The 13,206-nt window shown below is 40.5% G+C and carries 17 protein-coding genes; 10 read left to right on the top strand and 7 right to left on the bottom strand.

The features are described from left to right. Positions 1–169: 169 nt before the first annotated feature. Complete coding sequence (locus BM195_RS03045) at positions 170–604, top strand: ferritin-like domain-containing protein (RefSeq protein ID WP_090233434.1); 435 nt, start codon at positions 170–172, stop codon at positions 602–604. A gap of 304 nt (positions 605–908) precedes the next feature. Then, the gene (locus BM195_RS03035) at positions 909–2,108 is read left to right on the top strand and encodes a M20 family metallopeptidase (RefSeq protein ID WP_090233429.1); all 1,200 of its coding nucleotides are present in this window, start codon (positions 909–911) and stop codon (positions 2,106–2,108) included. Positions 2,109–2,183: 75 nt separating this feature from the next. On the opposite strand, the gene BM195_RS03030 is transcribed toward BM195_RS03035, so the two are convergent. Together BM195_RS03030 and BM195_RS03025 are read right to left on the bottom strand one after the other, a co-directional pair. Beyond that, positions 2,184–3,398 carry an ABC transporter permease gene (locus tag BM195_RS03030; RefSeq protein ID WP_090233425.1) on the bottom strand — a complete coding sequence of 405 codons (1,215 nt, stop codon included), beginning with the start codon at positions 3,396–3,398 and terminating at the stop codon, positions 2,184–2,186. Continuing rightward, a complete protein-coding gene (locus BM195_RS03025) occupies positions 3,391–4,134 on the bottom strand; it encodes an ABC transporter ATP-binding protein (RefSeq protein WP_090233423.1) in 744 nt (247 codons plus the stop codon). Before BM195_RS03025 ends, BM195_RS03030 begins: the two co-directional genes overlap by 8 nt. Before the next feature lie 682 nt (positions 4,135–4,816). On the opposite strand from BM195_RS03025, the gene BM195_RS03020 reads away from it, so the two are divergent. From BM195_RS03020 to BM195_RS03010, 5 genes are all read left to right on the top strand, one after another. Beyond that, entirely contained in the window at positions 4,817–5,242 is a 426-nt protein-coding gene (locus BM195_RS03020; RefSeq protein WP_090233420.1) for an HIT family protein, read from the top strand. Positions 5,243–5,432: 190 nt separating this feature from the next. Continuing rightward, on the top strand, positions 5,433–5,561 hold the full coding sequence (locus BM195_RS19045; protein ID WP_425283888.1) for a tryptophan transporter: 129 nt from the start codon (positions 5,433–5,435) through the stop codon (positions 5,559–5,561). A gap of 14 nt (positions 5,562–5,575) precedes the next feature. Further along, the gene (locus BM195_RS18955) at positions 5,576–5,761 is read left to right on the top strand and encodes a tryptophan transporter (protein ID WP_342028008.1); all 186 of its coding nucleotides are present in this window, start codon (positions 5,576–5,578) and stop codon (positions 5,759–5,761) included. 14 nt (positions 5,762–5,775) lie between these two features. Continuing rightward, positions 5,776–5,961 (top strand): tryptophan transporter, encoded by a 186-nt coding sequence (locus tag BM195_RS18950; RefSeq protein ID WP_342028007.1) that lies wholly within the window; start codon positions 5,776–5,778, stop codon positions 5,959–5,961. A 142-nt stretch (positions 5,962–6,103) separates the two neighbouring features. Beyond that, positions 6,104–6,466, top strand: a complete 363-nt coding sequence (locus BM195_RS03010; protein ID WP_090234167.1) for a YtxH domain-containing protein — start codon at positions 6,104–6,106, stop codon at positions 6,464–6,466. A 55-nt stretch (positions 6,467–6,521) separates the two neighbouring features. On the opposite strand, the gene BM195_RS03005 is transcribed toward BM195_RS03010, so the two are convergent. From BM195_RS03005 to BM195_RS02990, 4 genes are all read right to left on the bottom strand, one after another. Beyond that, positions 6,522–7,475 carry a glycine betaine ABC transporter substrate-binding protein gene (locus tag BM195_RS03005; protein ID WP_090233417.1) on the bottom strand — a complete coding sequence of 318 codons (954 nt, stop codon included), beginning with the start codon at positions 7,473–7,475 and terminating at the stop codon, positions 6,522–6,524. A 133-nt stretch (positions 7,476–7,608) separates the two neighbouring features. Continuing rightward, positions 7,609–8,523 (bottom strand): glycine betaine ABC transporter substrate-binding protein, encoded by a 915-nt coding sequence (locus BM195_RS03000; RefSeq protein ID WP_090233413.1) that lies wholly within the window; start codon positions 8,521–8,523, stop codon positions 7,609–7,611. A 73-nt stretch (positions 8,524–8,596) separates the two neighbouring features. After that, positions 8,597–9,451, bottom strand: coding sequence for an ABC transporter permease (locus BM195_RS02995; protein ID WP_090233409.1), 855 nt, complete (start codon positions 9,449–9,451; stop codon positions 8,597–8,599). Next, positions 9,444–10,643, bottom strand: coding sequence for a quaternary amine ABC transporter ATP-binding protein (locus tag BM195_RS02990; protein WP_090233406.1), 1,200 nt, complete (start codon positions 10,641–10,643; stop codon positions 9,444–9,446). Before BM195_RS02990 ends, BM195_RS02995 begins: the two co-directional genes overlap by 8 nt. Positions 10,644–11,079: 436 nt before the next feature. Between BM195_RS02990 and BM195_RS02985 the strand changes: the two genes are divergently transcribed. After that, positions 11,080–11,553, top strand: a complete 474-nt coding sequence (locus BM195_RS02985) for a GbsR/MarR family transcriptional regulator (RefSeq protein ID WP_090233402.1) — start codon at positions 11,080–11,082, stop codon at positions 11,551–11,553. A gap of 187 nt (positions 11,554–11,740) precedes the next feature. Here BM195_RS02985 and BM195_RS02980 read toward each other — a convergent pair whose 3' ends face one another. Continuing rightward, a complete protein-coding gene (locus tag BM195_RS02980) occupies positions 11,741–12,115 on the bottom strand; it encodes a DUF1878 family protein (protein WP_244535652.1) in 375 nt (124 codons plus the stop codon). Positions 12,116–12,297: 182 nt separating this feature from the next. Between BM195_RS02980 and BM195_RS02975 the strand changes: the two genes are divergently transcribed. Then, entirely contained in the window at positions 12,298–12,855 is a 558-nt protein-coding gene (locus BM195_RS02975; protein ID WP_090233400.1) for a DUF3267 domain-containing protein, read from the top strand. A gap of 135 nt (positions 12,856–12,990) precedes the next feature. Continuing rightward, entirely contained in the window at positions 12,991–13,176 is a 186-nt protein-coding gene (locus tag BM195_RS02970; RefSeq protein ID WP_090233396.1) for a hypothetical protein, read from the top strand. Positions 13,177–13,206 lie beyond the last annotated feature (30 nt).

Here is a 13,206-nt window from a genome sequence, read left to right as displayed (position 1 = left end):
CTACTAACATTTAGCGGGGGGCGGCTAAGATCGCAACGTCCTGTCGCAACGCCAGCATCACGTCCGTCGAAACACCCCGCTGAATGTAGTGTCACTTTATGTTTCAAAAATATAAAGAGGGGAATGATAATTATGTGCTCTAATTATAAGCGAAAGGTTGGGATATATAATGGATCAAAATCTGCAGAATTTGATTGATGGATTGAATGAAGATTTGGCCCATGAATATGCTGCAGCGATTCAGTATACGTACAGTGCATCGGTCGTTTCCGGCTTGTACCGTTCTGCATTGAAGCCTTTTTTCGAAGGCGAAATCAATGACGAAATGGGGCATGCATTGTACTTATCCGAAAAAATCAAGTCATTAGGCGGAACGCCGACAACGAAATCCGCTGACATTCCGCAGCCAACAGAAGTCAAAGATTTACTGGAAGCTGCTCTCGATTCTGAGGCCGATACGATTAAACGTTATGAACAACGCAAACAACAGGCAGAACAATTAGGCTACACTGAACTAGTCGTAAAATTGGAAGATATGATTGCAGATGAAACAGGGCATAAAGAAGAGATTGAACGGTTATTAACTGATCCAAGAGTTAATTAAACGATAAAAGACTATTTCAAAAGTTGGATTTTTGGAGCAGTTTGTGCAGTTTTTCGCAATTTTGTGTATGTCAGGCTGTAATAACTGTTTCCTAGATTAAAGTTCTTTTCTCCGGCTGGAGTCCCTGCTCTCCGGCCGAAGTTCCTGCTCTTTTGGGGATTGTCTCGTCCCAGAAGATATTTTCCACCGAATAGGACACTTCTCCTTCCTATACAGGTGTTTTCAGAAATATACCCTCCAATCAACACTTCTTCCTTAAAAAGTGTTATAATAGTTGGAAATTACAAAGAGGAGAGGCTTTTCATTGTTACAGGATATACATAAAAGACTGGATGAGCTATACCCCGAAATGGTTGACATTCGCCGTTATCTGCATCAGTATCCCGAATTGTCCTTTCAGGAAACGAAAACAGCTCAATATATCGCTGATTTTTACGAAGAACTAGGAATCCCTTACCAGAAAAATGTCGGTGGCAATGGCGTGATTGCCACTTTAAAAGGCGGCAAACCAGGCAAAACCGTTGCACTGAGAGCCGATTTTGATGCATTGCCGATCCAGGATGAAAAAAATGTTCCCTATAAATCAAAAGTGGACGGTGTAATGCACGCATGCGGACATGACGGACATACTGCAGCACTCCTGACACTCGCCAAAACGATGAAATCTTTTCAAGCCGACTTGCCGGGAACGATAGTATTTCTGCATCAGCACGCAGAAGAGTATGCACCAGGCGGGGCAAAACCGATTGTAGAATCCGGTGCGCTTGATCATGTCGATGCCGTTTTTGGGACACATCTGTGGGCTACTACCCCATTTGGTGTGATGCAAACATCGAAAAACGTATTCATGGCTGGAACGGACCGGTTTGAAATCAATATTCAAGGGCTCGGCGGTCATGGTGCATACCCACATGAAACCAAAGATGCTATTGTACTTGGTTCCCAAGTGGTATCACAGCTCCAGCAAATCGTCAGCAGGCGTATTGATCCGCTTGAAACGGCAGTTGTAACGATAGGTGTGTTTGATGCAGGGACTACATTCAATGTCATTGCAGATACTGCCAGATTGGTTGGCACCGTCCGATTTTTAAACACAGACATTCAGGAAAAAGTCATTGAAGAAATGGAAAAGATCATTCAAGGCGTATGTGTCGCGAATGATGCAACTTATTCATTCAATTATGAAAAGGGATATCCGCCGCTTGTCAATCACGCTGAAGAAGCCGGGCTGGTACTTCGGGCTGCAAAATATGTTGATGAAATTCACACAACCGAAGAAGTAAAACCGGTCATGGGCGGCGAGGATTTTGCCTATTATACGCTCGAAAAGCCCGGCGCGTATTTTTTTACAGGGGCGCAAAAAGCGGGAAATGAATATCCGCACCATCATCCAAAATTTGATATCGATGAACGCGCATTGCCGGTAGCGGCCAAAACGCTTATCTCAGCATATTTTGAATATCAAGACAGTAATAAAAAGTTAAAAGAGGCTGGTTCTTATTAGTACCAGTCTCTTTTGACAGATAAAAATGTAAAACGACTGAACGCTTCAAAACAGGAAGTACATTGATTTTTCCTTCTATACCTGCACTCTCTTTTTCACATATCCCTGAATAAATAGATAGTTAAACACCGTACCACCGACAAGCACGACGCCCATACCAATCCATTCCTGCATGCTCAAAAACAATAGTGCAAATACAACAGTTTGTATCAGTGTCAGCTGAAACAGCAATTTTAACAGTGACCGCTGGCGTACGCCCAAATCAATCGGATATAAATCAAGCCACATAACCGTCCGGTGATGATGGTATAACGTCATCATCTGAAACGTGCTCATGTATAAAAACAGTAATGCAAACAGTAATTTCATCCAAATGTTCGGTACGAAGTAAATAAACAAACCGCCTATAACAATCAGTCTGACATACATACCCAAATAGTCTCCGCCGCGCACAAATGAAATCCGGTACAAATAATCAAAGGTATGCTGATTGGCAAATGGCACCCTGCTGACCAGTGATACTAGCCAGTGTCTGCTTTTCACCTGATTTTTTAAGTGTGGAACATCTGTGAACATATTAGCCATCCGGTAGAACATCTGCATCCGGCTGCGGTCTTTCTCCACCAGTAAATCCCAGACAATACCGGGCTGCTTTCGAGAGACACTTAAGTCGTATAAAAATACGAATGCAAACAAAACCGTTGTGATACCGGCCCACATCATTTCACCCCGAATGATAAAGTAAAAAACAGCAACATTCAGTAAAATACGTACAGCATGATCAGCCTGACGCATTCCGGGTTCTCTAATTTTCAGCATCCACCAGTTGGCAATCATATTTCCAGCTTTGAAAATAAGCACAACAAAAAGAGTCAATAAATAGGCATTTCCTGCGCGGTCAGGATAAGAAGCAAAATATAACGGACCGAATGCAGCACCGGCTAGTAATATAATATAAAGCTGGACAACAAAACTGTAAAGCAGCGTATCCCGGAAATAAGGACCCATTTTATTCTCGGCGGCAATCAGGAAAACCAGGTCGGGCTCTTTCAGCAGCGTGCGAACAGGACTGTAACTGACCAAAAGCCCGAATGTCCCCCCAACGATCAATGCCGTCGGAAAATTTTCGGGAAGACCAGCAAGCCACTGCTGGTAATAATAAGCAGCTGCAGAAACAAAAAACAGCATGGCAAAAGCAATGTGTCCATTAAAAATATAACGCAAATAACGGCTTATCTCTTTCATATGCGCCGCAAAGCGTTGTTTGAAAAAATCATGCGAATCAAACATGGCTATCTTCCTTTGTCAATTCCACATATAAATCATCAAGTGTTGCTTCAGGCATATGAAAGTCCTGCCGCAGTTTCTCGAGCGTACCGACTGCTCTGATCCGGCCTTCATGCAATATGACAAACCGATCACAATTGCGTTCAGCTGTCGCCAAAATATGTGTCGACATTAACACGCCGGATCCATCTTTTTTCATGTCATCCATTAGTTGTAAATATGACTTAATACCGAGCGGGTCAAGTCCGACAAACGGCTCGTCCACAATATAAAGCGGCGGTTCGATTAAAAACGCACACATAATCATGACCTTTTGGCGCATTCCTTTTGAAAAATGAGTTGGAAACCATTTGAGCCGTTTCTCCATCCGAAATTCTTTCAACAGTGGCGGCAGTCTTTTTTCAAAAAGGTCTTCTGAAATATTGTAGGCCATTGCCGTCAGCCGAAGATGCTCGTACAATGTCAGTTCATCATACAGTATCGGCATCTCCGGAATATAGGCCATTTCACTCCGGTACGTGTCCTGGTTTTCCTGAAATGTTTTTCCATTAACCGCGACCGTTCCTTTTTTAGCTTGCATCAATCCGATAATATGCTTAATTGTTGTACTTTTCCCTGCACCATTCAGTCCAATCAGCCCGACAATTTCTCCGGGATAAACATCAAACGAAATACCATGCAGCACGTTTTTATGCGTATAACCACCATAGAGGTCATTTATATGTAACAAAGGTTCCACAAGCGTTCCTCCTGAATTTTCACTTAGTTAAAATTTTACCACGTTTAACGTGTCATGCCAAAGCAAACTCTTCGACAATCAAGTAAAATTTCATTCAGTGGAGGTTTTTTCCACTGACATGTTAATTGAACAGAATCGGGCATTCAGAGGTAGTTGACTGCCGTTTTTGGGCGAGTTGCTGACCATTACTGCGGGATAAATGTGTATAAAATATTATCCACCGTACAGACTAGGGAATGAAGTAAAGAGGATGAACAAAATCATATAATTTCGCATTACACACAAATGAGGTGTCTGTGATCGATAATTAGGTGATTAACAGGCAAAGATCAGCAGCCGAGCGTCTTGTGATGCAAAGCATAGGTCTTTAAATGTACCATCTAATGCTTTAAACCTTTTTGCCTGAACCTCCCAATTATTTGGGATTCTGACAAATCGGTTTTTGTAATCGCGTTAATAGCAGTATGCGATTTAACGAATATTACAAAGTCCCCAACGTTAGATGCTTTGTCATTCTCTTGCTTCTTAAAGCAGGCAGGTTCACTTAAAACGTGAGCCTGACCTGTTTATTTTTTTAGCATTCAAGGCCAAGGGTGCACCTCGACTTTTCTATACGTTTAGCTTTACTTTCACCTCTGTTTCTATATACAATGATTAAAAACATGTATAGGAGTGATTGGAAATGGCTCATGAGGATTGTATTTTTTGCAAGATCATTGATGGGGAAATACCATCGGCGAAAGTTTATGAGGACGAAGCTGTTTACGCGTTTCTCGACATCAGTCAGGTGACAAAAGGACATACACTGGTCATCCCCAAAACACATACAAAAAATATTTATGAAACACCGCCTGAAGTAGCCGGGAAACTGTTTGAACGTATCCCAAAAATTGCAAATGCCCTTAAGAAAGCATATCAGCCCATCGGTATGAACCTGTTGAACAATAATGAGAAACCTGCAGATCAGTCAGTATTCCATTTACATATTCACATACTCCCGCGCTATGGCGATCATGACGGATTTTCATCCAACTGGCAAGTACATAGCGATGATTATTCACAAGATGACCTGACGCAAATCGCTGATGAAATTAATGCAGCTTTTTAACACAACATCCTTCAAATATTAGAAAATTAATACTGTTTATTTAAACCCTTTTCTGTTATAATGAAAGTATATTTCGCAGCTGGCAATAAGTGCACAGCTGGAAATGATTAGCCTGGAAAAAAAGTTCGACTAATCCGCCACATCTTGTGGCAACATTGAATTGACCTGTATCCACTAGGCTATAGCTGAGATGAGGAGAGGCAAAAATGAATACGAGGATTTTAGTCCTTTATCATTGTTTTTGGGGATTGGTGCAGTATTACATTTTATAATTCCGCCTTTCATTTACGGAATGAAACCTGACATCTGCTCTCCATGATGTTTTTGGGAATTATGCTTTTTCCGAAAACGAAGTATGTTCTGGTATTATCCATTGTAGCAGGTGTTATTTCTGCTTTGACCACACAAACACCAGGCGGACACAACATGATTGATAAGCCGATTACGGGAATACTGTTTTTTGGATTACTATTATTGGTTAAAAATCGGATGAACAACAATATTCATGTTCCTGTCTAACAGCTATCGGCACCATGATCAGCGATTCAGTATTTTTAACAGTGGCTCTTTATATTATCGGATTAATGGAAGGTGTGTTTCCGATATTGTTTGTGACAGTCGTATTATCAGCGGCTGCATTGAATACAGTATTTATGATAATTGTTTATCCACTTGTCCAAAGCATCCTAAAACAATCATGGCCACTGACCCCCGCGTGATATATGACTGCTTGCATGATCAATCCTTTGGCGCATTTACTTGTCAGAGGATTTTTTAAAATCAGATATGGTAACATCATGTTTTTATATAGTCCAAAAAGGTAAATGTAATATGGAGTCATTGAAAGGAGCATTCGTCATTATGGCTAAAGGAAAATCATTACTTCTTGGGATCCTGGTAGGGGGAACAGTAAGTGCTGCCGCAACATTGCTAAGCACACCAGAATCAGGCAAAAACTTCCGGAGTCGTGCCAGGATACAAAGCCTTGAATGGAGAGGGCTGTTCGAAAAATTAAAGAATGAAAGTCTGCAGCTGAAAAAACAGATTACTGAAACGTCCAGAGAGGGTGCTGTCCTTGTTAAGGAATTGACACAGGAAATGATAAGCTCTGTGGAAGAATGGAAAAAAACGGTGGAGCCACATCAGGAAAACATTCATGAATACCTGGAACAAATTGAATCAAGCTTAAAAGATTTAGAAGATAAAGTGAAGGAATCACGCTAACATGTTCATCATAAAGAGGCTATCGGAAAAATATACGATAGCCTCTTTACTTTCTTCATTCGTTCGGCTGCAGATCTTCAATCGATTCAAGATCCATGTATTCTGGAACAACCAAGCCGATTTTGGCTCCTTCCATATTCGGTCCAAGGTCTTCAAATTGATCTGAATATTCGTCATAAAAATCCTTGTGTGTTAAAGGCATCCATGGTGCCAATGATGCATCACCATCACCATTTGCAATTGATTCAAATACAACAGCGACATCTACAGGTGTTACCGTAACATCATAGCCCAACCGCTCCATAACAGATTTTATCACATAGGCGGAAGCTCGCTCAGAATCCCACGGTGTAGACACAAGCTCAAATGGTTCGCCGTCTACCTCCTCGACACCTTCTGTCCATTCACTGACTTTGTCCTGATTATCTTCGACCCAGCGCTCTGCAACAGTTTCGATATCATCACCGGTCTCTTTTGATTCATACATGATGCTTTCCATATCTTCAACTTCCCACTCAAATTGGTCAATCAGTTTATATCCATTTGGCTTATCATCTTGCAATCCTTGGCGAACAATGGTTTTGATAACTTCCGTTTCACCATAAATACCTTTCGGGTCATCCAAATACTTCATATCCGGATGCTGAGCAAATGTCCAATGCGGATTCCATCCTGTAATGATAATCGGTTCCTCATTGGAGATCGCTTCATCCAGTTCAGATGCCATTGCAGCAGTTGATGATAAATTAACTTCCCAGCCACTGAGCGAATCATATTCTTCAATCGCTTTTTCGGTTGTGACAGAGATCCCTGCACCAGGTTCAATACCTGTAATGGTATACTCAACCGCTTCACTGTAATTTATCTCTTCGCTAGCCCCATCATTATCTCCAGCATCTTCAGAAGTGGCAGAATCATCTGTGTCATTGCCTCCACCACATCCAGCTATGATCAACACAATCGTAATTCCCATCAAGAGGGTTAATCTCTTTCCAAGTACCTTCTTCATAAGTGCGCATCGCTCCTTCTGATCTCATGGTGAAATGTTTTAGATCCCTTTTCATAGTTCCCCAAGTTACATAAAATATCAAAACAAAAGGCTGACACAGTATGTATCAGCCTCTATTTGTCTTTTTTACTTCTTACTCAATACCTTCTGTCCACTCATCTACTTTTTCCTGGTTTTCTTCAACCCATGTTGCGGCTGCATCTTCAGGTGAAGTACCTTCGTTGATATCAAGCATGACACTTTCGATGTCAGCAGACTCCCATTGGAAGTTATCCAATACCTGGTAAGCGTTTGGCAGATCCTCTTCTAAACCTTCGCGTACCATAGTTTCAATGGTTTCGGCTTCACCATAAACACCTTCAGGATCTTCTAAATACTTAAGATCATATTTCTGGAATTTCCAGTGCGGTGACCAGCCTGTAACAACAATGTCTTCTTCATTATCGATTGCTTCACCAAGTGCAGTAGCCATGGCACCACTTGAGGATGTCTGTACTTCCCATCCTTCAAGGTTATCATATGTTTCCACAGCTTCTTCAGATGCTGCTACGACACCAGCACCAGGCTCAATCCCTGTGATCGTCTGATCAGCTTGTGAATCAAGGTCTTCCAAAGAATCAACATCCATGTATTCTGGTACAACTGCACCGATTTTGGCACCTTCCAAGTTCACACCCAGCTCAACCATTTGGTCGGAATACTCTTCATACTGGCTTTCGTGTGTTGCTGGAAGCCATGCTGCAACCATGCCATCTGCTTCACCGTTCGCTACTGCTTCCCACATAACTGTATTATCTAAAGGTGTCAAATTCACATCATAGCCAAGGTCTTCCAATACTTTTCCTACAACATGAGTGGATGCTACTTCTGTATCCCACTCAACATAGGCCAGTTCGATTTCCTTACCTTCACCAACAGCTGATCCATCGTCGGATTCACCATTGTCTCCAGATCCGTCGTCATCTGATCCGCCGCCGCATCCAGCAGCTACTAACGATAATGAAAGTCCGGCAGCAAGGCCAAGACGTTTCCAATTAAGTTTAAGCATAACTATAAACTCCCCTTTTTATAATAATATTGTTTCTATATGGAACTTTTCATGAAGAAAAGGTACCAACGATTTAATCTTTTTTGGAATTAACCGTCTGTGTAAACCGATCAATTACAATGGCAAGAATCACAATTCCTACACCTGCAACAAACCCGGTACCTACCTGGGCACGCTGCAGTGATGACAGCACTTCTCTTCCAAGTCCGGGTGCACCGATCATCGATGCAATGACCACCATGGATAACGATAGCATAACAGTCTGATTAATACCAGCCATAATGGTCGCTTTAGCCATTGGCAGTTCCACTTTAAACAATTTTTGCGAGCCGGTGCTTCCAAATGCATCAGAGGCTTCAACCAGTTCTTTTGATACCTGACGGATACCCAGGTTTGTAAAACGTACTGTTGGGGGTGTCGCAAAAATAAGTGATGCGAAAACTCCCGGTACCATACCAATACCGAAAAATGCAACAGCAGGTATCAAGTAAACAAACGCTGGCATCGTCTGCATAAAGTCAAGTATTGGTGTAATGATTGCTTCAGCAGTTTTGCTTTTGGACATCAGAATACCAAACGGAACTCCGATAATGACGGATAAAAGACTTGCAATTAATACCAATGTAAATGTACTCATCAAATGTTCCCAATATCCCTGGTTATAAATAAACCATAAACCGACAATACTGAATGCTGCCAGACCAATTTTTTTACCTGACAAGAAAAAGGCAAGTACTGCAACAATCAATATAATAATCACAGCCGGTACCTGCATGAGCATTTCGGATGACCATTCCATGAATGAGCCGAAGTGTTCCTTGACCGGATCAAATAAAAATGCAAACCAGTCAGTAATTGTATCTGTAACCGTTTCTACCCATTCTGCAACCGGAATCTCCGGCACAAAATCCAATATATCATTAAGCATCTTCCAAATTCACCTCGCCATCTCCAGCAAGTGCGGCCAGTACAGCACCGCGTACAATGATTCCCGCCAGTTTTTCGTTTTCAACAACAGCAACCGGAACTGGTGAATCATGAATAACGTTAAAGATATCATTCAGCGGTGTATCCTTGCTAACTCTTTCAATATCTGTACGCAGAATGTTATTCAGGTCACGTACTTCTTTCTTGCGTGCTTCAGAGGCGTCCTCGGCTATTACATATCCCTTCAAGTTCCGCTTACTGTCAATCACCAGAATACTGGAAAGTCCTTCTTCACGCATACGTTCAAGTGCAACGCGCGGACCATGTTTGTCGATATTAACGTATTCAGGGCGCTTCATAATATTTTGCGCAACCAGTACTTTAGAACGATCCACATCCTCGACAAACTTTTCAACATAGTCGTTTGCCGGATTCACTAATATATCTTCAGGTGTTCCGACTTGTACAATGGAACCATCCTTCATCAATGCAATACGGTCACCTATTCTTAATGCTTCATCCAAATCGTGTGTAATAAACACAATGGTCTTCTTCATGCTCGATTGTAGATCAATTAGCTCATCCTGCATATCTTTCCGGATAAGGGGATCCAACGCTGAGAATGCTTCATCCATCAGCAAGACTTCAGGGTCATTTGCAAGCGCACGTGCTAAACCGACACGCTGCTGCATACCGCCCGAAAGCTGACCCGGTTTTTGATGAAAATATTCCCCCAGACCAACCATTTCAAGTGATTCCTTGGCTTTCTTTTCCCTTTCTTCTTTTGCCACATTTTGAATTTCCAGACCAAACTCTGCATTCTCCAGAACAGTCCGATGCGGAAACAATGCAAATCGCTGAAAAACCATACTCAGTTTTTCCCTGCGAACTTTCCTTAACGATTCCTTGTCCATTGAAGCCAAGTCCTCACCATCAATCATGATACTGCCTTCAGTCGGCTCAATCAGACGATTAATCAGTCGTACCAATGTCGATTTACCGCTTCCCGACAACCCCATAATGACAAAGATTTCGCCTTCTTCCACTTCAAACGTGGCACGGTTTACACCTACTGTATTTCCGGTTTTTTTCAATATTTCTTCTTTTGATAAACCTTCATCTAAGAGCTTTGTTGTTTGTTTTGGGTTCCTGCCGAAAATTTTAGACAGGCCCTTTGCCTCTATCACTGGCAAAATTATTCACCTCTCTTCAATTGACTTTCTGAATTCACAGCACGCTGGGAACCTTGACTTAATGCTAGCCATGATTCTTGTTGCTCCAGTTCAGCAACAGGAATTGCACACTTCCTGTCCGCCAAGAAAAAAGTACTAGTACATTTTTCATGTATGTTATACACACGTCGTCCAATGAAATCTATGACAATATAAAAGCATTCATTAGATCCGTTCTGCATCACTCTTAATACTATATATCCTATCCGATACAGATTTCAAATATTAAATACCATTAATTTTGTATGTATTTTTTGTACAGTTTGTTCTGTATAAAATTGTATTAGCTTATTCTTTTAATTGCTCTTTTTTTCGCTGATTTTCTGATTACTTCCATATTTTGAATCCGTTTTATTTTGGTGTAATCTTAATTTAGCAGGTCTTTTAGGGGGATTCTATGTACGATACAACTTCAGAAAACATCACATATCAAGTCATTTCAGAGTTTGCCAAAACAATTGAAATGTTTGGCTTAAGCCCATTGGAAGCACGATTATTTGTTTATCTATATTTGCAGGATCAGCCAAAGACATTGGATGAAATGAGTGAAGCATTGGGTAAAAGCAAAACGTCGATGAGTACAAGTATACGGAGTTTGTCCGATTACAGCCTGGTCACACTCGTATGGAAAAAAGGCGTGCGGAAAGATTTATATGCAGCGAACGATCAATTATTCAAAACATTTATGAACAATTATGTAAATAAATGGATTGACGCATCCAATCATCAAAAAGATGCGCTTGGAAAAATACGGAAACAACTTAAAAATCGTGACAAAGAACAATCTCCGGATATATTGAACAACTTAAATAAAATTATTGATTTCCACAAACAAATTGAATCCGCTTTTCATCGTCTGCAGCAAAACTGAAATGAGGTGCGAGGCACGTTCAGGCAGCATTTCTACCGCGGCAATAACCTGATGTTCATTTTTCCAGAATCTTGATAAAGCGAAACTTCATTCAATGGGGTGTGTTACGACGCACAGAACTTACTAGTGCAGGCGTTGTCACAGGACGTGACGAACTTAGCTTCCCAGGCAGTTAACCCCACTTATTCTACTTAGCTCTATCCCTTAGTCTTGAAGTTGGGGGATTACTGCCAGTTATATGCGGGATAAACTCCTCCATCAAAGAAGGATAGTATCCTTCTTTTTTTAATGCATAGACAGTAGTATTTGGATCGAGTTTTTCGTTCAGCAAACCGGCAAACTGTACTAAAAGTGACGAAAAATCCAAAAATCCTTCTTCTTTTTGTTTCATATAATGATGATGCAGTCTTTCTGTCAGCTGCAGAAGTTCCTCATATTCCTTCCTGGTTACATTGTTTTCAATAATCATTTTGGTTAACGGATACTGATTCATATCGATTGTTTTGGACAATAATTGAAGATGAAAGTCCGTTGTTTTATTCTGTTCTTTATTCCTCAACACGAAGACCTCCAGACCGAATCATTTAAACACCTTCGAAACCCGCTGTTTGGCGGGTTTCGAAAACAATTTCAATAAACATAATTTTTTTCTGTAAAACCTATTGATTTTCACGCTGGAAAGTACTATGATGCTTTTGGGAAAATCACATGGTCATCATGCAATTTTTACAGGAGGGATCAAAAATGAATTGCTGGCAAAATATCAATTTTAATAAAGAGTTTGGAATAAACAGGTTGTATCTGCAGTCATTTTTGATCGGCCTGTTGATGTTTATCCTTCTATATATACCATTTTCCGTTAAACATGGCACGACTGATCTGGAAGAGTCCGGAATCATTCCTTTAATGATTGCGTTATTCTTGCTGCCAATCATTCATTCGTTCATGCACATTTTACCATTAATCATCATGAATAAGCGGGCACGATTGATTTATAGAAGGAATGCAATATGGTTTCCTATTATTAACTATTATACAAAAAAACACTTGTCTAAAAAAGCTTCATTACTTGCGGCAATTGCTCCAACTTTATTGATTACGATACCTGGCATAATGGCTATCTATTTGTTTAGTGAATACTATATATATTTTCTGATATTCACATCAGCTCATGCCGCTATGACGTTTACAGATTTTTTGTATATCATTTATATTTCGAAAGCTCCTAAACGATCTTATATTGAAAACAGCACGAATGAAATTACAATCCTCGTAAGCAGTGACAATAAATCGGCCGGTTAGCCGATTTATTTTTTTGTCTAAGTGCAACAAGGTTTTCCAGTATCGAGAAATATAATTTTATACTGTTCATCATAAGCATCTTTTGATACAGTATTAAATATGGATGATGTGGTATCCTTTTAGGGGGGTTTTGTTATGATGTTAATTTTTCCGTTTTATGCAATCTTTGTGCTGTTCATCTTTAATTCATTAACACTTCAATTTTGCACAAAAATGGAAATGAAAGAGAAAAAACAATCTTCCATGTTTCGGGTTATTAATATTATGATCCTGGTTTTACTCGTATCCTCTTATGTTAAAGTATTAAATGCAACCGTTTAAAAATTTTATTCTATTTTTTTTTAATAAATA

Origin of the sequence: Lentibacillus halodurans (assembly GCF_900112045.1) — a bacterium.
In the GTDB taxonomy this organism is placed as follows: domain Bacteria; phylum Bacillota; class Bacilli; order Bacillales; family Amphibacillaceae; genus Lentibacillus; species Lentibacillus halodurans.
The sequence above is the reverse complement of the archived record's forward strand: the minus strand, read 5'-3'. Positions and strand labels throughout refer to the sequence as shown.

Coding starts and splice junctions, on each gene's coding strand:
- BM195_RS03045 (WP_090233434.1), top strand. CDS start 170: ATGGATCAAAATCTGCAGAATTTGATTGATGGATTGAATGAAGATTTG.
- BM195_RS03030 (WP_090233425.1), bottom strand. CDS start 3,398: ATGTTTGATTCGCATGATTTTTTCAAACAACGCTTTGCGGCGCATATG.
- BM195_RS03020 (WP_090233420.1), top strand. CDS start 4,817: ATGGCTCATGAGGATTGTATTTTTTGCAAGATCATTGATGGGGAAATA.
- BM195_RS19045 (WP_425283888.1), top strand. CDS start 5,433: ATGAGGAGAGGCAAAAATGAATACGAGGATTTTAGTCCTTTATCATTG.
- BM195_RS18955 (WP_342028008.1), top strand. CDS start 5,576: ATGCTTTTTCCGAAAACGAAGTATGTTCTGGTATTATCCATTGTAGCA.
- BM195_RS18950 (WP_342028007.1), top strand. CDS start 5,776: ATGATCAGCGATTCAGTATTTTTAACAGTGGCTCTTTATATTATCGGA.
- BM195_RS03010 (WP_090234167.1), top strand. CDS start 6,104: ATGGCTAAAGGAAAATCATTACTTCTTGGGATCCTGGTAGGGGGAACA.
- BM195_RS03005 (WP_090233417.1), bottom strand. CDS start 7,475: ATGAAGAAGGTACTTGGAAAGAGATTAACCCTCTTGATGGGAATTACG.
- BM195_RS03000 (WP_090233413.1), bottom strand. CDS start 8,523: ATGCTTAAACTTAATTGGAAACGTCTTGGCCTTGCTGCCGGACTTTCA.
- BM195_RS02995 (WP_090233409.1), bottom strand. CDS start 9,451: ATGCTTAATGATATATTGGATTTTGTGCCGGAGATTCCGGTTGCAGAA.
- BM195_RS02985 (WP_090233402.1), top strand. CDS start 11,080: ATGTACGATACAACTTCAGAAAACATCACATATCAAGTCATTTCAGAG.
- BM195_RS02975 (WP_090233400.1), top strand. CDS start 12,298: ATGAATTGCTGGCAAAATATCAATTTTAATAAAGAGTTTGGAATAAAC.
- BM195_RS02970 (WP_090233396.1), top strand. CDS start 12,991: ATGATGTTAATTTTTCCGTTTTATGCAATCTTTGTGCTGTTCATCTTT.